Origin of the sequence: Halobacteriovorax sp. (assembly GCF_048381875.1) — a bacterium.
Taxonomy (GTDB): domain Bacteria; phylum Bdellovibrionota; class Bacteriovoracia; order Bacteriovoracales; family Bacteriovoracaceae; genus Halobacteriovorax_A; species Halobacteriovorax_A vibrionivorans.
In genome coordinates this window covers 854,571-875,053 of sequence record NZ_JBLXBP010000001.1, presented here as the reverse complement: position 1 = coordinate 875,053, position 20,483 = coordinate 854,571, and the positions used below count along the sequence as shown (strand labels likewise).

The window sequence follows — 20,483 nt, the reverse complement described above, 5'->3', positions numbered from 1 at the left end:
AATGTTTAAATTTATAAAAAAGAGTAATGGTTTCTCCCTTGTCGAATTATTGGTTGCTTCAGGACTTGCAGGAGTAGTCTTATTGTCAGCAACGTCATTCTTTAGTCGTTATAAAAGAGATAATAAAAAAGTAACAGAAGAGATTTTAGAAACAATTAATTTAACGCAATTTGAACAAGTCTTAAGTAAGGACCTATCTCTTGCAAAATTCTCTCTGGGCTCACTTGAGTTAATGGATGATAACGATAGGAACTTCTTCGATTTTTATTTTGATGTTACTTGTGAAGAAAATTGTCAAAGAGAGTTCGTTCTTAAAACTCCATCGGGAGTAGGCTCATTTTCTCGCCCCATTTATTTTCTTATTCAAGACCCGTTCTTTTCTAAAGAAGTTATTTTAAATCCAAGTGAAGCTTATAACTCAAGTACAGAGTTTCAAAGTTTAAACTTTAATAATAATTTGAATAATAAATTATATCAGCCTTCTTTACCTGATGAGCAACAAGATATTATATGGAGAAAGGGGGCGCTGATTTATGCCTATGCAAACCTTCCTGTTCGTAAAGATAGTAGTGAGCCAGGAAAGAATGCACCTACTAAATATAATTATCTTGGTTGGGTGAAGTCAAAAGGTGCATCTAAATTAGAAAAAGAAGATATTGAGCCTGATTTATTTATAAATTGGGATGTGAGATCGATGAATTATTATAATAGTGAAGATGACTTTTTAAGAAATATTCCCTTTGTATATGGGCTTGCAAACTCTGTGTATGTAGCAAGAGCTCGAATCATTCGTTACCGTTTAAAAGCTTATAAAGATAATGACCAAGTACTTGGCCGTTTATATCGCGGTGTAAAGCGCTCAGATGGAACTTATAGAGAGTTTGTTATTGGAGACGGTTTTAAAGAGTTAAGCTTCTCTCGTAAAGATGTCTCGTTACCATTCATTAATGTTCGATTTGATGTTGTAGAAAACTAAATCAAACCTTGGTTTTGGGCCTGCTCAACAGTTAGTGTTTTAAGCTGTACAGCGTGAAGGTCCTCACTTAGTTTTTGCTTTAGAATATCCATAACCATACGGTGTTGTGCTAGAAGCATCTTTCCTTTGAATTCATCACTAATAATTGTGATTCCAAGATGATCACCACCACCAGTTAAGTCATAAACTTGAACTTGTGAGTCTTTGATATTTTCTTCGATTATTGTTTTTACTTGTTCAAATAACATTTAGTGAATCCTCTTAATTTATAACTGGTTTAGCAGCAGCATAGAAGCTCGTTATAAAAGTTAGGATACGAAATGCTAATGTCGTAATTCCTAGGTAACGATGCTTTGGAATGAATGAGCGATCTCCTGCAAGAACCTTTCTACCTGAGATGATCATTGCGAAATAGAGTACAACACTCGATACTGCAAAGAATAAGTGTATTTTTAAAGCAGTTTGTGATTGAAAGACTTCCAGGGCCTTATCTATCGCACTGCGATTTAATTCAATTTGTAAAATTAGTAGGATATCCCAGATAATTGCGCTCGACATAATTTTAATATGCTTTTTGCGTTTCTTACTCTGCGTCACCCCGTAAACCATAAGAGCTAGGATGATAAATGACTGAATTTGAAAAAAAGTCGCTGAAGACATGTAATGGCCTTATAAAAATACCCAATTAATAATATATACCTAGAATATGACATAAAAAGTTGATTATCAATATGATTCAACAGTGCTAACTTATCTTTAGAGGAAGATGATATGAGCGAAGACAATAACACACTGGGTAAATGGGCATTATTAGATATTGAGACATCGGGCGCTGATGCAAGCGTTGATGAGATCATTGATGTTGGATTTCTTCAATTTGAAGGAACAAAACTTATTCATAAGTATGAATCACTATGCCGTCCAGAATTTGAAATTTCTAAATTTATTCAAAAGCTAACGGGAATCGATAATAAGATGCTTAAGAAAGCACCAATGCTTGATGATGTAATTGGTGAGGTTCTTGAATTAGATGGCCATGATATTTTGGCCCACAATGCTGACTTTGAAGCGGGGTTTCTTGATCATCATTTTGAAACTTTGGACTTCAGAGAAGGACATCGCTGGCAAGACTCTCTTTATTTCTTATCATTACTATTTCCACATATGTCTTCTCTTAAACTTGAAAACTTTATTGTGGGAATGGGACTTGCGGATAAAGAACTACATCGCGGTTTACAAGACTCTATCGATCTATTGAAAGTTGTTATTGTGGCAACTCTTATGACGAAAAAAGATGCTGGAAAGTATAATTTCATGATGTCTTTAATGCATAAGTATTCGTTAGATAAATATTGGTTCTTTAAATTCCTAAGTCTTTATGAAGAAGATGTTTTAGAGATTGCAAATCAAATTGATTTTGATCCTATTCCACATATTGAAACAGCTCTTGAATGGGCATATCCAAAGACTTTAGAGGATAAGCAAGAATATCATCAAAACTTTGATATGACCTTTAATGGTGCCAATGTAAAAGAGATATTTAGTAATGAAGAAAAAGTCTCAAAATTATTTAATGGTTATCGTTATCGAAAGTCACAAGAAGACTTGGCCTTAAAAGTTGGGCAGTCTTTTAAAAATCATATTCATTCAATGGTTCAAGCCCCTACTGGAACAGGTAAGACTTTGGGCTACTTAGTACCATCTGCATTATTTGCTTTAAGTGAACAAAAGCAGGTCCTCGTTGCAACAGGAACAAAGACACTTCAGGCCCAGGCCATGAATAAAGACGTTCCAGCACTTCATAAGCTCTTAGGTGTCTCACCAAAGGACTTAAAGATTCGCCAACTTGTTGGCTCTAGTAACCACTTTTGCGAGTTACTTTTTACACAAAGACAAAATGAGACAGATTTATTCACTGACACAAAAGACTTCAAAGAAAAATTTAGTGATATTTATTTTGAATCACTTTTCTTTCATAATTCAAATAGTGCACTTGAGCATATGATCTCTCGAAATGATCTTCCTTTCGTTTTGAAAATGAAATTAGAAGACTTTTCACAAGCAGAAAAAGACTTGGCCGTAGATTATAGGGCCTGCTCAAATAAGCAATGTCCATACTATGCAAATTGTACATATATTCGTGGACTTCGAGATGCAAAAGAAGCAGACATCATTGTGGGAAATCACGCCTTGATGTTTTCTTGGACAAAGTCATTTCCACGTCCTCCATACGTCGTTGTAGATGAGGCACATAAGATTGAAGGTGAGGCAACAAAGGCATTCTCTGCTGAAGTAGGGCAGTCTGATCTTGAAAGCCTACAAAAACAATTACAAAACCTACAAGGTCTTGGTTCTCTCTTTTATTTAATTGGAAACCTTATTGAAGGTAATCAGGAAGAAGAGATCTCGGCACTTCGTATGCTTTCAATTGATAGTGCAACTATGTTACGTGATCATTTATTTGAATTACCTGATAAGTTTGAAATGATCTTTAAAAAGATGCCTCGCTATACAGATAAATTCTGGAATGAGCTTCCAATGATTATGCCAACAGAAAAAGAAGGCCTAAGGCTGAGTGTTTTCCATCATCTTGAAAGTATTTACCATCTTCTTAAATCAATTTATGAGAAGGTCTATCCTTATACTGTTCGTTGGCAAGCAAGTGATATGCAAGGGCCACCTGAGATTACAGCGTGGACTCGCTTTGAATCTTTTGTCGGAACACTTGAAGATATTATGAATGCCCTAGCGCTTCTTTTAAAAATTGAAACGTCAACGCAGCCGTATTCTCTTTCAATGAAATATCATGAGCAGCAAGGATTTCTTTTAACGGCCGGCCCAATTAATACGGGGAAAATACTTCACGATCAACTTCTTCAGACATCTTCTTCAGTTGTCTATACTTCAGCAACATTAGGCAATGAACATGGAGATCAAGGAAGTCGTGGTATGGAGTGGTCCACAGGTTATCTCTACAGTGAGCCAGAAAGACGCTTTCGTTCAGGATTATTTCTTCCTTCTGTATACGACTATAAGAATAAGACTCGTGTCTTCTTATGCGATGATACGCCATCTTTATATGATAAGGATTTTGTAAAAATAGTTTGTGATCGTCTGGTACCATTTATTGAAGATATTGGTGGTAGAACGCTTCTACTTTTCTCTGCTCGTGCCAGGTTTGAAAAAGCTGTCGAGTATATGTTGGATAAGTTTGAAGGTAAACTTCCTGTCTTTGTTCAAGGTATGGGCGCCAATGTCGTTGAAGAGTTTAAGGATTCTGGAAATGGAATTCTAATTGGAATGGAGTCTTTTGGTGAGGGGATTGATGTACCTGGTGACGCTTTAAGATTTGTCTTTATTGATAAAATTCCAGACCTTTCAATGGATCAGGTTATTCGATTAAGACGTGATTATTACGATACAAATATTGGTAATGAATTTGAAGATTATTATCTAGCACACCGTACGCGTAATCTTCATCAAAAGCTTGGTCGACTCCTGAGAACTGAGAATGATGCAGGAGCAGTTGTTGTTATTGATTCACGAATTAAAAAGTGGAAGAATTCAACGATGGCAAAGCTTACAAAGCAAATGGAGCCTTATCAAATTAATCGTACGAACTTTAAACAAGCGCTAGAAGCTTCTAAAGAATTCGTCCAAACATTAGAATAGGCTAGCTTAAATCGTATCCAGATTATTGAGATACTTAATTGTGATATTTGTGCCTTTATTATCCTTAATAATGTAGGGAATTGTTTGGTGTTGGGATAACCAGATATTTAACATCTCTGGAGTTTCTTTCAATTCTTTTGGATCATTAGATTCAATTTTCTCAAATAGCTTATACTGAACGGCCGTAACGGTACTGCCGTCAATTTTGATATTTTCTGAAGTCTGGGCAACTCTTTCAACAACAATATTATTATTGATAATCGGTCCAGAGTACGTCCATTGATTATTTGTCGAAAAGAAAGAGTAATAATTCTTTCCTACGGAATCAAACTTTTTTGACCATAAGAAAAGCATTGAGCAACAACTTAGGGGAGTTGTGACAAAGAACTTCGGCGAGGTTGCAATTGATTCAGTCTTAACGATATCACCACATTCAAATTGATACTTAAGTTCACTATTGGAGTGATCAAAGAGAAAGATTTCTTTTGAAACTTGTTCACCAAGTGACTTCACAATATTAACTTTTATGGGAGTGTATTCCTTATCAACTGTATAGGCGACATGGACCTTTAAAAGTTCCCCAGTCATTACACGCGCTAGCATTTCACCTTCAAAATAGATCTGATGGAATTTTGGCCTGCGATAGACTTCAAATGTTTCTTCAGCATAAAGGTTATCTTTACGGTAGTAGTTGTACGCACCGCGATATATCTTTTCACCCTTATTACTATTCCCAAAGTAGCTCATATTCAATATTATATGTTAAATCCTAAATTTATAATAGAGGTCAATTTGCGCTCAAGTATCAACATATTCTTTGAACGATTTATCTACTTGTTCAAGACTGTTCCTTTCTGGGTTATTACTTTCCTAGGTAATAGTGGTGTTTTAATTTTTGCCTATACTTTCTTTCATTTCGAAAACGGTCATAATCCTAACGTGACAACTATTAGTGACTCAATTTGGTGGGCATTTACTACTATCACAACTGTTGGATATGGAGATGTTACACCTGTGACATTTTCGGGAAGGGTGGTTGCAGTTTTTCTAATGATTCTTGGAACAGGATTATTTGCTACATATACTGCCATCTTCGCCAATGTTATGCTTGGAAGAGAATTTCTAACTATTGGCCACCGCGTAAAGGTGTTAAAGAAAAATGTTGAGGGAATGCAAACAAGCTTACACCGTGAAGATTTAATGATAGAAAGAGAATTAGCTAGAATCAATAAGACTTTAAACTGTATTAACGACAGACTGACAAGTTTAGAAGAAGAGAATAATGGAGAAGAAGAATGAGTTATGAATTTTACAAAGTACTTCACGTTTTTATGTTAGTACTAATGGTTGCAGCTTTTGCACCGCAATTTGTTGGCCCTCAAGGTAATAACTCGAAGTTGCTAAAAATAACTTCAGGTATTGCAAGTTTCCTACTATTTGTAGGTGGTATGGGGCTTTTAGCTCGTATTGGTGTAAGCCACGGTGAAGGTTGGCCAATGTGGGTAAAAGTAAAAGTTGGTTTATGGGTAGCTGTTTCAGCACTTGGACCAATTTTAGCTAAGAGAATGAAGAATAATAGACTTGCTGGTCTAGGTCTTATCTTAGCGCTTATCTTTGTTGCAATTTTTTCTGCTGTAACAAAGTACTAATCAAGTAATTCAATCTATGAATCGAGATTGGTTATCTTATAAGGGCCTATGGGCCCTTTCTTTGCCTTCTATTCTAGCATCAATGCTAGAGCCCTTAAGTTCAATTGTTGATACGGCCTTAGTTGGAAATTATGATACACAGATGCTTGCGGCAATGGCCGTAGGAGTATCAATCATTTCATCATTAACTTGGATGTTTAACTTCTTAGTTCATGCTCCAATTCAAGCAATTTCACAAAAGCTTGGCCAAAAAGACTTTCCTCGAGTGGTCTCTCTTATTAAAGTTACTTTCTTAATTGCTCTGGCCTTAGGACTTATTTTAAGTATTTTTCTTGCACCATTTAGAGATAATATTTACCAATTTCTTTCAGTAGACCCTAAACTTTATAAACAATGTGATGAGTACTTCTTAACTCGAATATATGGCCATACATTTATCCTACTTTTTATGTCGTCACTATCCATACTAAGAGGCATGGCCGAGGTCAGAACAGTTCTCTTTATTATTGGCTTCACAACACTTACTAATATTATTCTATCCTACTTAGGTCTTTATATCTTTGATGGTGGACTGGCATCAGTTGCAGCAGCTACTATTATTGCAAATGCACTTGGTCTTCTTATTGCCCTTTTCCTCGTTCTTAATCAGAAGTCTTTAAAAGGCCTTTTTATTAAAAGCAAGATTGCTCTAGAAGACGCATTTCATATGGGCAAGAATTCATTGAATGTATTTATGCGCTCAGCTTTCTTAACCACAAGTTTCTTTCTTGCTACAAAAGTTGCAAGTTCAATCTCAATTAAGGCGCTTGCTGCCCATCAAGTGATATTGAATTTATGGCTTTTTGCATCTTTTTTTACCGATGGAATTGCTACATCGGGAAATATTATTGGTGGTAGTTTGTATGGAAATAAGGGACATGAGAATCTTAAAGAAATCTTTAGAAAACTCTTAGTAATGGGTGCTGTTGTTGGAGTTATTTTTTGCATCCTTTTCTTAACAGCTAACCGCTTTCTCATTGGACTATTTACTTATGATCAGTCGATTTATGAGATGATTAAAGGGGTCATTGTTTTCTTGGCCATCGTCCAAATCCCTGCTTCCATTGCGTATGTCTATGACGGACTGGTGTTTGGAATTAATCGCTTTGATTTCTTAGGCAAGCATATGGTCATTGCTTTCTTTACTTGTTTTCTGCCTCTTATTTATTTAAGTTTTACTTATCAGTCGTTTCTATTGCTATGGTCAGCTATTTTTTCTGTAGGAATTTATCGATTGATATCAAATGCCTATTTAATTAATAAAACACTAAAAGTGAGTGAGTTGTGAAAGAGTTGGGAGCTAAAGGCTTTTCCAAAGATTATTGGGACGTAAATTACGAAGATGCCGATGATATGGATGGTATTGGAAATGCCAAAGAGCACGTTGGTTATATTAAGTATCTATTTGGTATGGAGTATATTGATATCAGTTCAATAATTGATCTCGGCTTTGGCCTGGGACACTTATTTGAGGCACTTCTCGATGAGTTTAAACCATATAAGGCCCATGGAATTGAACCCAGCGAACATGCTTACAATATTGTTAAGAAGCGTGACATCAATAAAATTCCATCAACAAAGTTTAAACTAGAAAAAACAGATTTAGTTTCATGGTGTGAACGCAATAAAGACAAAAAGAAGTCCTTTGATTTGGCCGTTTGTACTTCTGTTTTTCAATACCTCACAGATGAAGAGCTAGAGTATTGTTTGCCAATTTTAGCAAATCGAGCAAAGTATCTTTATTTGACTGTACCTACCGATAAAGAACTTGATCGCCAAATAGAAGATCTTGAGTTCAAAGATGAATATGCCATAAGACGAAGTCGTACAAAGTATCAAAAGATGCTCAAGCCGCACTTCACATTTATTTCTAGTCGACTACTAGAAAGCAAGGTATATTTTGATGAAACAAACACTAATTTTACCGACTTATTATATCGATTTTAAATGGAGTTTATTATGAGTTGTCCATGTGGACTTGGAGAGAGTTTAGAAAAATGTTGTTTACCAATTATTAAAGGTGAAACAAAAGCAAAGACGGCCGCACTTCTAATGCGCGCACGTTATTCTTCTTACACAACTGGGGATATCGACTTTATTGTTGATTCAACGCACCCAGATCATCGTGAAGATATGGATGTAAACGAAATTAAGGCTTGGTCATCACAATCTGAGTGGAAAGGACTTGAAATAGTCGACACTGCAGAAGGAACAGAAAGAGATGATTGGGGAATGGTTGAGTTTAAAGCAACTTTTGGCCTAGGTGGACAAGACCATGTGCATTATGAGCGTTCTGAGTTCGTAAAAATTGACGGAGATTGGTTCTTCGTAGACGGAGAGCCCATTGTAGCGCAGGTTAAAAGAGATGGAGCTAAAGTTGGACGAAATGATCCATGTCCATGTGGCTCAGGAAAGAAATACAAGAAGTGTTGCGGTAAATAAATCGTAACTAAATAGCCTTCGTTTTGACGCATAATGGTCTCGTAATAAAGGCCAATCTTAATGGTTAAACTAGTTAAAATTAGGGTTACAACTTTATGTATTTCTGTTAAAAAATTAATAATTTCAAATTTTATTTTATTGTTAACAAACCAAAATAACGGGATTTGTCGCTATGATTCACATTAAGAGAGGATTGGATCTTCCTATCAGTGGGAAGCCATCACAAAAGATTGAGGCAGGACCTCAAGTGACTAAAGTTGCCCTTACTGGACCAGATTATGTTGGAATGAAACCAACAATGATTGTTCAAGTTGGCGACGAAGTAAAGAAAGGACAAGCGTTATTTTCTTGTAAGAAAGTTGAAGGTGTACTTTACACAGCACCAATCAGCGGTAAGGTTATTGAAATTAACCGTGGGGCAAGAAGAGCGTTTGAAACTTTAGTAATTGAAGTTTCAGGTAATGAGCAAGTTACTTTTGAAAACTACAAAGGAACAGGAGTTAAGGATTTAACTAGAGAAGACGTTCAGTCTCTTTTAGTTGAGTCGGGACTGTGGCCAACATTTAAAACAAGGCCATTTTCAAAAGCTCCAGATCTTGGATCAGAGCCAAGTTCTATTTTCATTACAGCTATGGATACAAATCCACTTGCTGCTGATCCTGCAGTTGTTATCGCACAAGCAGGTGAAGACTTCACAAACGGTATTGAAATTATCTCAAAACTTACTGATGGAAAGACTTATGTTTGTAAGGCAGCTGGAAGTAATATTCCAAAACCTTCTACGACAAAAGTTGAAACAAAGGAATTTGCTGGTGTTCACCCTGCAGGTAATGCAGGTACTCACATTCACTTTGTAGATCCTGTAAGTAATAAAAAGACGGTATGGTCAATTAATTATCAAGATGTAATTGCTATCGGTAAGCTTTTTACAACAGGTGAGCTTTCAACAGAGAGAATTATCTCTATTGCAGGGCCAGCTTCTGTAAACCCAACTCTTGTAAAGACAATCCCAGGAGCTCACTTAGGTGAAGTAACTTCAGGTAAAGTTGGACAAGGTGAGGTAAGAGTTGTTTCAGGTTCAGTTTTCAGTGGACGTGCAATGGCCGGTTCATTTGCTTATCTTGGTCGTTTTCATAACCAAATTACTCTTCTAGCTGAAGGGCGTGAAAGAGAGTTCTTAGGATGGCACAAGCCAGGTCTTAATAAATTCTCTGTTAAGCGTACATTCCTTCACTGGTTAAAGCCGGGGCAAGTTTTCAATTTCACAACTGCAACTCATGGTTCTGATAGAGCGATGGTTCCGGTTGGATCATTTGAAAAAGTAATGCCTCTAGATATGCTTCCAACTCAACTTCTAAGAGCACTTGTAACGAAAGACAATGACTACGCTATCGAGCTTGGTTGTCTTGAACTAGACGAAGAAGATCTAGCTCTTTGTACTTTCGTAAGCCCTGGTAAAGTTGATTTCGGACCAGCTCTAAGAGAAAGTTTAACTATTATTGAGAAAGAAGGATAATTACAATGTTGCGCAAACTTCTAGATTCTCAACATGATAACTTCGCTAAAGGCGGGAAGTTCGAAAAATTTTATGCTGTTTATGAAATGATCGATACATTCCTTTATACTCCAGGTGGAGTCGCTAAAGGTTCAGTTCATGTTAGAGATGCACTTGATTTAAAAAGATTAATGATCACAGTTGCTATCGCTCTTATGCCTGCGGTATTTATGGCAATGTACAACACAGGTCTTCAAGCAAACTCTGCTCTTGCAGCTGCTGGAATGACTCCTGAAGGTTGGCGTGCTGATATCATCATGGCACTTGGTGCAGGTTTCTCACCAGAGAGCTTACTAGCTAACTTCTTACACGGATTCTTATACTTCTTCCCAATCTTTCTAGTAACTCAAATTGCTGGTGGTTTCTGGGAAGCATTATTTGCAATCGTTAGAGGACATGAAATTAATGAAGGTTTCCTTGTTACAGGTCTTCTTTTCCCTCTAACTCTTCCTCCAACAATTCCATTATGGCAGGTTGCTGTAGGTATCTCTTTCGGTGTTCTAATCGGTAAAGAGGTATTTGGTGGTACAGGGAAAAACTTCCTAAACCCAGCTCTTACTGCTCGTGCTTTCCTTTTCTTTGCTTACCCTGCACAAATTTCAGGGGATGCGGTTTGGACTGCAGTTGACGGATTTACTGGAGCAACAGCTCTTTCACAAGCTGCTCTTGGTGGAGTTGAAGCAATAACTGTTTCAATGAAAGATGCTTTCTTAGGATTCATTCCAGGTTCAATGGGTGAGACATCAGCTCTTGCTTGTTTAATCGGTGCTGCAATTCTAATCATTGCAGGAATTGGTTCTTGGAGAATCATGCTTTCAATGACACTTGCTGCTGTTGCAACATCAGGTCTTTTAAATATTATCGGATCTGATACAAATATGATGTTCTCTGTAACTCCACTTTGGCACTTAGTGATTGGTGGTTTTGCATTTGGTACAGTATTTATGGCAACAGATCCAGTATCTGCTTCTATGACGACAAAAGGACATTGGTTCTATGGTGCTTTAATCGGTTTCATGGTTATCCTTGTTCGTGTTATTAACCCAGCTTTCCCAGAAGGTACTATGCTTGCAATCCTTTTCGGAAACTGTTTTGCACCATTAATTGATTACTTTATTATTCAAGGTAATATCAAGAAACGTGCAAATGGATACAAGACGGTATAAGGGGGCAGTGATGAGTAATGATAGTACTGCAAAAACTCTGATCGTAGCAACAATCCTATGTGTTGTATGTTCAGTTGTCGTATCTTGGTCAGCGGTTTCATTAAGACCACTTCAAGAAGAAAACAAAGCTTTAGATATTAAGAAGAACCTTCTTATGACTGCTGGGATTGTTGAATCAACAGCTCAGAAGAAAGAGATTGAAGAAGCTTATAAGCAAATCGAAGCTAAACTTGTTGATCTTAAAACTGGTGAGTACGTAACAGATATTAAGCCATCTGAATACGATGCAAACAAAGCGGCTAAAGATCCAAAAAGAAATTACAAGATTCCTTCAGAAGAAGATCTTGGAAATATTAAGGTTCGTGCAAAATACGGAAAAGTATACTTTGTAAAAGACGGTGAAGAAACGAAGTCAGTAGTTTTCCCAATTCACGGTAAAGGTCTTTGGTCAACAATGTACGGTTTCCTAGTTCTTGAAACAGACCTAAATACTGTAAAAGGTATTGGATTCTACGCTCACGGTGAAACTCCAGGTCTTGGTGGTGAAATTGATAATCCTCAGTGGAGAGCAGTTTGGCCAGGTAAGAAGATCTTTGGTGAAAATGGAAATCCTCAAATTCAAGTTATCAAAGGTGAAGCACGCGATGCTAGCAAATTTGATATCGACGGTCTTTCAGGTGCAACTCTTACAGCTAATGGTGTAACAGGAACTGTTCGCTACTGGATGGGGGACGACGCATACGGACCATTTATTGATAAATATACTCAAGGTGGGGGTGAATAATGAAATTAAAAGAAACAGTTCTTAACCCATTATTTGAAAATAACCCAATTGCTCTTCAGATTCTTGGTATTTGTTCGGCCCTAGCCGTAACAACTAAAATGGAATCAGTTGCAGTTATGTGTTTGGCCGTTACATTAGTTTGTGCATTTGCAAACTTATTTGTATCGCTAATTAGAAATCACGTTCCAAGTGCAATTCGTATCATCGTTATGATGACGATCATTGCTTCACTTGTAATTGTTACTGACCAGCTTTTAAAAGCTTATGTTTATGATGTTGCAAAGTCGATGTCAGTTTACATTGGTCTAATTATTACTAACTGTATCGTTATGGGACGTGCAGAAGCATATGCAATGAAGAACCCACCAATCATGTCATTCTTTGATGGTATTGGTAACGGTATTGGTTATTCAATTGTATTAGTATTTGTTGGATTCTTTAGAGAGCTTCTTGGTTCAGGAAAGCTATTTGGAGTTTCTATTTTAGCAACAACTGGAGAAGGTGGTTGGTACCAAACTAATGGTATGGCACTTCTTGCACCATCTGCGTTCTTCTTAATTGGTTTTTTCATCTGGGGTCTACGTACTTGGAAGAAAGATCAAATAGAAGAAATGTAAGGGTAGGTGAAATATGTTAGAACATTATCTTAGTCTATTTATAAAAGCAGTATTTATTGAAAACTTAGCTCTAGCTTTCTTCCTAGGTATGTGTACATTCCTAGCGGTATCAAAGAAAGTTAAGACTTCACTAGGTCTTGGTGTTGCGGTTGTTGTTGTTCAAACAATTACAATTCCAGTCAATAACTTACTTTATAATTACTTATTAAAAGACAATGCACTTGCTTGGGCAGGTATGCCAGGAACTGATTTATCATTCCTAGGACTTATCTGTTACATCGGTGTTATTGCGGCAATGGTACAAATCCTGGAAATGTTCCTTGATAAGTACATGCCTGCTCTTTATAACGCTCTTGGGATCTTCCTTCCACTTATTACTGTAAACTGTGCCATCCTTGGTGGTTCATTATTTATGGTGGAAAGAGATTACACATTTGGAGAGTCTGTTGTTTTCGGTCTAGGTTCAGGATTTGGTTGGGCCTTAGCGATTGCAGCTCTTGCAGGTATTAGAGAGAAAATGAAGTACAGTGATGTTCCAGACGGACTTAAAGGTCTAGGGATTACTTTTATCACTGTAGGTCTTATGGCCCTTGGTTTCTTAAGTTTCTCTGGGATCCAACTTTAACGGTAAGTAATAAAAAGGAAATATTATGAATGCAATTATTCTTGGTGTTTTAATGTTTACCGTTGTGGTTCTGGCCCTTGTCTTAGTTATTCTTTTTGCTAAGTCAAAGCTAGTATCAAGCGGAGATGTTAAACTAACGATCAACGGTGAGAAAGTTGTTCAAATCCCTGCTGGAGGGAAGCTACTTAATGCTCTTGCTGATCAAAAATTATTTGTTTCTTCTGCCTGTGGTGGTGGGGGAACTTGTGGCCAGTGTACAGTTCACGTTCACTCAGGTGGCGGTGAAATCCTAGAAACTGAAATGTCACATATCTCAAAGAAAGAAGCTCGTGAAGGTCTAAGACTTGCATGTCAGGTTAGTATTAAAACTGATATGGAAGTTGAAGTTGAAGAGTCTGTCTTTGGTGTTAAGAAGTGGGAATGTACGGTTAGATCAAACCACAACGTTGCTACTTTCATTAAAGAATTCGTTCTTGAACTACCTGAAGGTGAATCAGTTCCATTTAGAGCTGGTGGTTATATTCAAATTGAAAGACCTCCGGGACTTTCTATTGATTATAAAGACTTCGATATTGAAGAAGAGTACCGTGGGGATTGGGATCAATTCAATCTATGGCAATACAACTCAACAGTAAACGAAGAGACAATTAGAGCCTACTCGATGGCAAATTACCCTGAAGAGAAGGGAATCATTATGCTTAACGTGCGTATTGCTTCTCCTCCTCCAAGAGCTCCTAAGGGAACTCCTCCAGGGAAGATGTCTTCATATATCTTTAGCTGTAAGCCAGGTGATAAAGTTACTATCTCTGGTCCATTTGGTGAGTTCTTTGCTCGTGATACAGATAAAGAAATGGTTTTCGTTGGTGGTGGAGCTGGTATGGCGCCAATGCGTTCACATATCTTTGACCAACTTAAGAGAATCAAAACTGATCGTAAGATGACTTTCTGGTACGGTGCACGTTCTAAGAGAGAAATGTTCTATGTTGAAGACTTTGACGGCCTACAAGCTGAAAATGATAACTTCAAGTGGCACGTTGCTTTATCAGATGCTCTACCAGAAGATAATTGGGATGGATACACAGGCTTTATTCACCAAGTATTACATGATGAATACCTGAGCAAGCACCCAGCTCCTGAAGATTGTGAGTACTACTTATGTGGTCCTCCAATTATGAACAAGTGTGTTATCGATATGCTTCTTGACCTTGGGGTTGAGCGCGACGACATCATGCTCGACGATTTTGGTGGTTAACTGCGGCATCTTCGCAAAGCGAAGATATGACGCAGTTAGGGCACCCATCGCCTGAAATGAAATTAAACTTCAACAAGCCAGCTTTTAAGCTGGCTTTGTTGTCTCAAGCGCAAAGGGAAGCATCCGCAAAATTGTCCGCCCAAAGGCGGGCTATTGTTTGCGGTGCTAGCTCCCCCTCTCTTCAGCTAGAAAATTGGAGCGAGAGCGAGGGGGAAATACCCGAGCGGTTCGTCTCAGGAGTAATGGGAAAGTCTTCGTAATAAAATCCAAATCTTCTTAAACCGAAAGCCGCGCCTGCGGCTAGCCTGAATACTAGATCGTATTCAGTAAATTACATCCATCTCTGCTTCAAAACTGCCCTTTGGGGCACTTTTACCGCAGGATGTTCTGAGGTTTATCCCGGTCTTAGGTTTTTATGTCTAGGATGGACGGTATGTCCGCGAAGGCAGGAGCCGAGAGCGGACGCATGCCCAGGATGGACGGTAAAATCTTAAGTTAAGTTATCCTTTCTTAAATTGTTCATTTTTTTTAATATGCTATTTTTTAGAAATGGATAGCATGAGCTCGTTATACATAGTTTTATTATCCTTCTTACTACTATGTGTTGTGAGTGCTTACGTCATTGCATCTCTGGATCGAGAAACTAATTATTCACAGCTGAAATTGGCCCTAAATATTAACTTCTTCCTTTATGCAATTAGGTTTGTTTTTGCTGAAAGTAGAGAGATGGATATTATCCTCTTTAGTCTAAAGGTTGTTCCTCTTTATTATCTTAGTAATTTCTTTTTAGATAATCGTTTAAAGTATTATCGTAAGAGAATCTCTATCTTCTTTGTCTTAGGCCTTGTTGCCGGAGGCATCCTTTATCTCTTTAATACCAAAATAATGTACTATACACTTCCTATTGCCTTAGGGAGTTTCTCTCCCGGTATATATGCTCTTTATTTCTATGGAAAGAGACTTACGAATTTAGAAAATATTTTCTATTTTGGAATTTTTAGTGTTGCTGCCATTGTCACTCTTTCATTTTGTTTAAGCTATGAAGTTCCTGGCTCTGCTGTTTGGGGTTGGAGTGCTGGAGTATTAACTTTTATCTCCATTATGATGGGAGTGTTAGTTAAAACATTATCTAAGAAAGTAGAAGGTGATCACAAACTTCAAGAAGAACTAAAGCTTATTAATGCTATTTATAAGTCAGTAATTCACGATACTTCAAATGATTTAAACTTCCTCTCCTTAAGCCTTGCTAGAGCATTGCGAGATGAGAGTTTAAGCTATGTTAAACGGGCCTACGATCGACTTAGAGAGCTTATTAAGTTTAAAGAAGAAATGAGAAAGCAGTTTGATGGACAAGATAATTATTATGAACTCAATCCTGTCGATGTATTTAAGTGCGCTATCTCACGTTACGAAGAAGGTTTTCATGAGAAGAATGTGCAATTCATTACCACTGCACCAATAAAGAAAGAAGAAATATCCCTACCCATAAGCAAGGAGAGTCTTGTTAATTCTGTTTTGGGCAATTTATTATCTAATGCTCTTAAGTTTACTGACTCTGGTCTTAAGGTTTATTTTTCTATGGTGATAGACCATCATTTCATCTACTTCAGTATTATCGACTCCGGACAGGGGATACCTGAGGATATCGTAAAGTCAGTTCAAAGTTTTTCAAAAGTTCGCTCTAGTGCAGGGACAAATAAGGAGACGGGCAGTGGGATGGGGCTGAGTATAATATGCTACATCGTTAATCGAATTGGTGGTGAAGTTCAATTTTATAGATTGGAGCGCGGAACTAAAGTTGTGGTTAAGATTCCTTATACAAAAAGTCTTTCAAATCGACCAATTGATGACTTGGAGCAGGGTGATTTTATAAGTGCTCGCTATTAAGCCCTGATATCTTCTTACAGTAATAGTAATTTTAAGTTTTTCAAGGTGTAATTATGGATATGAAAGCACTACTTACTCTACTTATTACAACTTATGTGTTGGCCGCAAGTCCAGCTACGATTTCCCAATTTTCAAATTCTCTAGAAAAGAGCCATGGATTAAAACTTGGTCGGCTAGATGATGTTGCTCAAAAGGTGCGTATTCGTAAACCTAACTTCTTTGAAAAGTGGATGATGAATAAATCAGGGGCCGAAGCTACTTATAATGATAAGACCAATACAATTGTTCTAAGAGAGAAGAATTGGCGCGGTAGTCGAATTGTGGGGCTTTCAGACTTTCCAATGGGACAAAAGTATCAATTTACAATCTTAGCATCAACTGTCTTTCATGAAATGATGCATGCGGATTTTGATGTTTTAATTAAAAACTCAAATAGTCGTTCAGCAATTGCTCTTAAGAATGTTGAGAATTGGTTTCGTAAAAATATTAGAGGGGTAAACGCCCACGTTGCAGCCCACGAGTTCTTTGGTTATACGGCATCTGATATCATCACTGGTTTAAATATGGATATTCAGGATATTCTTATGAATCATGGTATCAATTATCAACAAGAAAGATGCTTTGGTAAAAAGGGCCTAAAGAGAATTAAAGATAGGCTATTTCCAAGTGGAGACATTCGTTTTGTTGATACAAAAAATGTTTCTCAATATTCATTAAAGCTTACTCCTCGTTCCGTTTTTATCAAAGGAAAGGGAATCGATCTTAAAGGCACGACTTTTCCAGACTCATATCGAGCAGGGATTTATGAGCATTTCATTGCTGAATATGGTGCTCCTAAATCATCAAAAGATCTATTAGACTTCTTAGAGAGAGAGTATGGTGATTTATTACGCCGCTGTTATCAAGATATTTAATTTGTTAAATGTAAGTTGCACGATCCGTTTTTTCAATGGAAAATATCTCTAAGTATTTTTGGAGAGTTTTTTAATTGGAAGTCAGTAATAAAGCGTTAAATGCATACTTTGATGGGATCAAGTCCATGGGGGATTCGGTTGACGAATTTCTGTGTGAAATTTCTATGCAGGATAAAAGCCTCACAGATGAAAAAGGACGAATTTCTTGGGAGGATTTCAAGCTAATTACAATTGCTTTTGCAAATCGTTACGAAAATTATACCGAGATTATTAACGAAACAGGTGTCGCAAATAAAGTTATCAAGCCTATTTTTGATACTATAACTTATTTTGTTAGCTATAGCTTATTATTTAATTTCTTCTTGAAGCTTTCATTTAAAATCTTTTATTCAAATGTTAAAGTGTCCTCAAGAAAAATCAGTTCAGACACCTTTCATTTAATATTTACTTTTGATCATTCTGATCAGATCTTTCATGAGTTTATCAATATGTATGTTGATCTATTTCGAACGGTTCCAATGAACTTCTTAGGAGCAAAAAGTCCTTCTAGAGTAAAGTTTAGAACTCTTGATAATAAAGTCATCTATACTGTTTCTAATCCAGTATTTGCTAAGTTTAGCTTACCAAATTTCTTTTATAATCTCTTCTTTACTAAGAGGAAGTATAAAGAGTTAATCTTGCAAAATATTGAATACTCTAATCAGTTGGAAGAACAAAATCTTGAATTGGAAAATTATCGAAAAAAATTAGAATCTTTAAATGCGGATCTAAATTTAAGTAATAGAACGTTAAATCATGATATAGCCAATAAGTTATTAAGTCTTGAGTTTGCAAAGAAAAAGATAAAAAGAGGGGATTATGAACAGGCCATAGATCGAATCGATCGTTTTTCAAAATCTGTTCTAGGTATAATTAATAATTCAAAAGGTCGAAGTTTTAAACATGATCAAATCTACGAATTTTCTGAGATTAATTTATACTCTCTCTTGTTAGACTCTGTTACTGAGTATGAAGATCTTGCTCATCAAAAAGGTATACGAATTATTCATGACTTTAAAATTGATGATAATTTAAAAATTTATACGAATAAAATAGCTCTTCAAAATAATCTAATCTCAAATATTATGTATAATGCAATTAAGTTTTCCAAAAAATATGGGAGTATAGTATTTTCAGCGGAAGTTCTTGAAGACCAATTATATCTAAGAATCATCGATTTTGGTGTTGGAATCCCACAAGAAAAAATTGATCTTATAAAGATGAATAGCGGTGCTATTGATTCAACAAAGGGGACTGAAGGGGAAGCTGGAACAGGTCATGGTATGAGTATTATTATGGATACTGCTGCTGCACTTGGTTTTAAAGTAAATATTTCTTCAAGTTTAGATAATGGTACATCTGTTGAGTTATCTAAAAATATTGCTCATGAGGATAATGATTATTCAAATATTCTTTTTTTAAAGAATTAGCTCTATATAGGCCATTCTTAAGTGTTTTTCTCGAAAGAATGACCTAGGTGTTTCTTGTATTTTTATGCTGCTTTTTCAAATCCAATATTTTTAGCTTCATTGCATTTTTTTAACATTGATAAATACCTCGTTTTTGTCATTTTTATATTCTCAATAATTAAATCTAAATTATCTAATTTCTCTACCGCTTGATATGCTTTTTCTACATGTTCAACATCTTCGTTCGAATGAATAAACATAAATCGCGTAGTAGGTTTTCCATGTATGGAGATGAGCTTATCAATGTATTCTTTAGGAACAGAAGCAGCAAAAGCTTCAAGAATAAGAACCCATCCAAGGACACTTTCTCCAGAATACTTTTGTGCAAGAAAAAACTGTGATTGATAAAAAAGCTTTGTTTCTTCAAATTCAATGAAGTTTTCTATTTTGAACCCAAGTCGTTTTAAATCACCCAATGCTAAATTCTCATGGCCAGCTTCTTCATCAGCATGTTCTAGCCATCTTTTTGCCATATCTGATTTTTTACTCTTTTCTGCACAAAAAAGAAGGATATCCTCAGAGCTTGAAGTATAAAAATATGTTTGTGCCAGCCAGTTTGCATATACTTCACGAGATTCTAAGTTCGCTGCCATAAAGAAATCGATCATTTCAGCAACTTCATTATCAACTAATTTTTTTAGCTTGCTCATAAATTTTCTCCTTGTCAGATAAACTCTTAATTTTTTCTTTGAAAGGCTGATAGAGGCTATTAATTGCTTTTGCTAGCTTTTCATCTTCTATATCTGGAACAGTTTTGTAGTTCATATGTAAAAAATCACAAAATAAACTTTTATATATAATATTTTGAATAATGATTTCACCATGGACCCGACCTTTTAAACTTGCTTGGTTTGTTTTTACAATAGGTGCGATCACATGTTCTGCTTGAAGATCACGAATGATATTCATAAGTACTTGCTTTAGGCCTTCATAAACATCAATTTCGAAATGGCCTTGTCTAAAATTAGGGTGGACAGTTAGAAGCTCAACACTCCATGTTTTTTGAAGTTCTAGTTGCGTAAGTGTCTCTAATACTTCATTTGGCATATTAGTGAAAAAAGAATGATGTCGGTAAGCTAACAAAGTATAATCGTACTTGCTCATTGCACAATATCCAATAGGTTTCATTTCGTGATAGAGCAAAATATGTATATCTTGTCTTAATAGTGAATCAGAGGGGAATACCTCATACTCTGTGAATATATTTTTCCATACATCCATATAAAGCTTAAATGCCTCATTTATGGAAAATGAGTTTACAGATGAGTTCATTATTTCATCTTTTAAAATAATGTTCATTGATATATTCATAAATTTTATTTTAGTAAGGAAAGGCTGGCCATAGGGATAATTATATTAGATCTTGAGTTTTCAATACTTTATACATAAAATAAACT

21 protein-coding genes are annotated in these 20,483 nt (G+C 36.3%); 16 read left to right on the top strand and 5 right to left on the bottom strand.

Annotation, left to right across the window (positions count from 1 at the left end):
• The first annotated feature begins 1 nt into the window (after window position 1).
• Complete coding sequence (locus ACN5L8_RS04060) at window positions 2–976, top strand: PilW family protein (protein WP_158536924.1); 975 nt, start codon at window positions 2–4, stop codon at window positions 974–976.
• On the opposite strand, the gene ACN5L8_RS04055 is transcribed toward ACN5L8_RS04060, so the two are convergent.
• Window positions 973–1,224, bottom strand: a complete 252-nt coding sequence (locus ACN5L8_RS04055; RefSeq protein WP_115363642.1) for a BolA/IbaG family iron-sulfur metabolism protein — start codon at window positions 1,222–1,224, stop codon at window positions 973–975. The two genes, ACN5L8_RS04060 and ACN5L8_RS04055, sit on opposite strands and share 4 nt — an antisense overlap.
• A 13-nt stretch (window positions 1,225–1,237) precedes the next feature.
• Window positions 1,238–1,636 (bottom strand): hypothetical protein, encoded by a 399-nt coding sequence (locus tag ACN5L8_RS04050; protein WP_334678291.1) that lies wholly within the window; start codon window positions 1,634–1,636, stop codon window positions 1,238–1,240.
• 111 nt (window positions 1,637–1,747) lie between these two features.
• Here ACN5L8_RS04050 and ACN5L8_RS04045 point away from each other — a divergent pair, with 111 nt between their 5' ends.
• Window positions 1,748–4,648: a helicase C-terminal domain-containing protein gene (locus tag ACN5L8_RS04045; protein ID WP_419172373.1), complete on the top strand. Its 2,901-nt coding sequence runs from the start codon at window positions 1,748–1,750 to the stop codon at window positions 4,646–4,648.
• A 6-nt stretch (window positions 4,649–4,654) separates the two neighbouring features.
• Here ACN5L8_RS04045 and ACN5L8_RS04040 read toward each other — a convergent pair whose 3' ends face one another.
• The gene (locus tag ACN5L8_RS04040; protein WP_419168321.1) at window positions 4,655–5,395 is read right to left on the bottom strand and encodes a hypothetical protein; all 741 of its coding nucleotides are present in this window, start codon (window positions 5,393–5,395) and stop codon (window positions 4,655–4,657) included.
• Between the two features lie 45 nt (window positions 5,396–5,440).
• Here ACN5L8_RS04040 and ACN5L8_RS04035 point away from each other — a divergent pair, with 45 nt between their 5' ends.
• The 14 genes from ACN5L8_RS04035 to ACN5L8_RS03970 all read left to right on the top strand — a co-directional run bounded on the left by ACN5L8_RS04035 (window position 5,441) and on the right by ACN5L8_RS03970 (window position 19,047).
• Window positions 5,441–5,947, top strand: a complete 507-nt coding sequence (locus tag ACN5L8_RS04035; RefSeq protein ID WP_419172372.1) for a potassium channel family protein — start codon at window positions 5,441–5,443, stop codon at window positions 5,945–5,947.
• Entirely contained in the window at window positions 5,944–6,297 is a 354-nt protein-coding gene (locus ACN5L8_RS04030) for a SirB2 family protein (protein WP_115363632.1), read from the top strand. The genes ACN5L8_RS04035 and ACN5L8_RS04030 overlap by 4 nt, the downstream gene beginning before the upstream one ends.
• A gap of 16 nt (window positions 6,298–6,313) precedes the next feature.
• Entirely contained in the window at window positions 6,314–7,624 is a 1,311-nt protein-coding gene (locus ACN5L8_RS04025) for an MATE family efflux transporter (RefSeq protein ID WP_419172371.1), read from the top strand.
• Window positions 7,621–8,283, top strand: coding sequence for a class I SAM-dependent methyltransferase (locus ACN5L8_RS04020; RefSeq protein ID WP_115363628.1), 663 nt, complete (start codon window positions 7,621–7,623; stop codon window positions 8,281–8,283). Before ACN5L8_RS04025 ends, ACN5L8_RS04020 begins: the two co-directional genes overlap by 4 nt.
• Window positions 8,284–8,295: 12 nt before the next feature.
• A complete protein-coding gene (locus ACN5L8_RS04015) occupies window positions 8,296–8,778 on the top strand; it encodes a YchJ family protein (protein ID WP_115363626.1) in 483 nt (160 codons plus the stop codon).
• 172 nt (window positions 8,779–8,950) lie between these two features.
• Window positions 8,951–10,294 (top strand): Na(+)-translocating NADH-quinone reductase subunit A, encoded by a 1,344-nt coding sequence (locus ACN5L8_RS04010; RefSeq protein WP_120405106.1) that lies wholly within the window; start codon window positions 8,951–8,953, stop codon window positions 10,292–10,294.
• Complete coding sequence (locus tag ACN5L8_RS04005; RefSeq protein ID WP_120405105.1) at window positions 10,294–11,499, top strand: NADH:ubiquinone reductase (Na(+)-transporting) subunit B; 1,206 nt, start codon at window positions 10,294–10,296, stop codon at window positions 11,497–11,499. The genes ACN5L8_RS04010 and ACN5L8_RS04005 overlap by 1 nt, the downstream gene beginning before the upstream one ends.
• A gap of 10 nt (window positions 11,500–11,509) precedes the next feature.
• Window positions 11,510–12,283, top strand: coding sequence for a Na(+)-translocating NADH-quinone reductase subunit C (locus ACN5L8_RS04000; RefSeq protein ID WP_419168323.1), 774 nt, complete (start codon window positions 11,510–11,512; stop codon window positions 12,281–12,283).
• A complete protein-coding gene (locus ACN5L8_RS03995; protein WP_115363618.1) occupies window positions 12,283–12,900 on the top strand; it encodes an NADH:ubiquinone reductase (Na(+)-transporting) subunit D in 618 nt (205 codons plus the stop codon). Before ACN5L8_RS04000 ends, ACN5L8_RS03995 begins: the two co-directional genes overlap by 1 nt.
• A 13-nt stretch (window positions 12,901–12,913) precedes the next feature.
• On the top strand, window positions 12,914–13,525 hold the full coding sequence (gene nqrE / locus ACN5L8_RS03990; RefSeq protein ID WP_115363617.1) for an NADH:ubiquinone reductase (Na(+)-transporting) subunit E: 612 nt from the start codon (window positions 12,914–12,916) through the stop codon (window positions 13,523–13,525).
• A gap of 25 nt (window positions 13,526–13,550) precedes the next feature.
• On the top strand, window positions 13,551–14,777 hold the full coding sequence (gene nqrF / locus ACN5L8_RS03985) for an NADH:ubiquinone reductase (Na(+)-transporting) subunit F (protein WP_115363615.1): 1,227 nt from the start codon (window positions 13,551–13,553) through the stop codon (window positions 14,775–14,777).
• Window positions 14,778–15,383: 606 nt separating this feature from the next.
• Window positions 15,384–16,664, top strand: coding sequence for a sensor histidine kinase (locus ACN5L8_RS03980; protein ID WP_158536923.1), 1,281 nt, complete (start codon window positions 15,384–15,386; stop codon window positions 16,662–16,664).
• A 53-nt stretch (window positions 16,665–16,717) separates the two neighbouring features.
• Entirely contained in the window at window positions 16,718–17,578 is an 861-nt protein-coding gene (locus ACN5L8_RS03975; protein WP_115363611.1) for a hypothetical protein, read from the top strand.
• Between the two features lie 74 nt (window positions 17,579–17,652).
• Window positions 17,653–19,047 carry a sensor histidine kinase gene (locus tag ACN5L8_RS03970; protein ID WP_115363609.1) on the top strand — a complete coding sequence of 465 codons (1,395 nt, stop codon included), beginning with the start codon at window positions 17,653–17,655 and terminating at the stop codon, window positions 19,045–19,047.
• A gap of 62 nt (window positions 19,048–19,109) precedes the next feature.
• Here the strand turns inward: ACN5L8_RS03970 and ACN5L8_RS03965 are convergent, their stop codons facing one another.
• Together ACN5L8_RS03965 and ACN5L8_RS03960 are read right to left on the bottom strand one after the other, a co-directional pair.
• Window positions 19,110–19,736 carry an iron-containing redox enzyme family protein gene (locus ACN5L8_RS03965; protein WP_120405101.1) on the bottom strand — a complete coding sequence of 209 codons (627 nt, stop codon included), beginning with the start codon at window positions 19,734–19,736 and terminating at the stop codon, window positions 19,110–19,112.
• A complete protein-coding gene (locus ACN5L8_RS03960) occupies window positions 19,711–20,397 on the bottom strand; it encodes a hypothetical protein (RefSeq protein WP_419168324.1) in 687 nt (228 codons plus the stop codon). The genes ACN5L8_RS03965 and ACN5L8_RS03960 overlap by 26 nt, the downstream gene beginning before the upstream one ends.
• Between the last annotated feature and the right edge of the window lie 86 nt (window positions 20,398–20,483).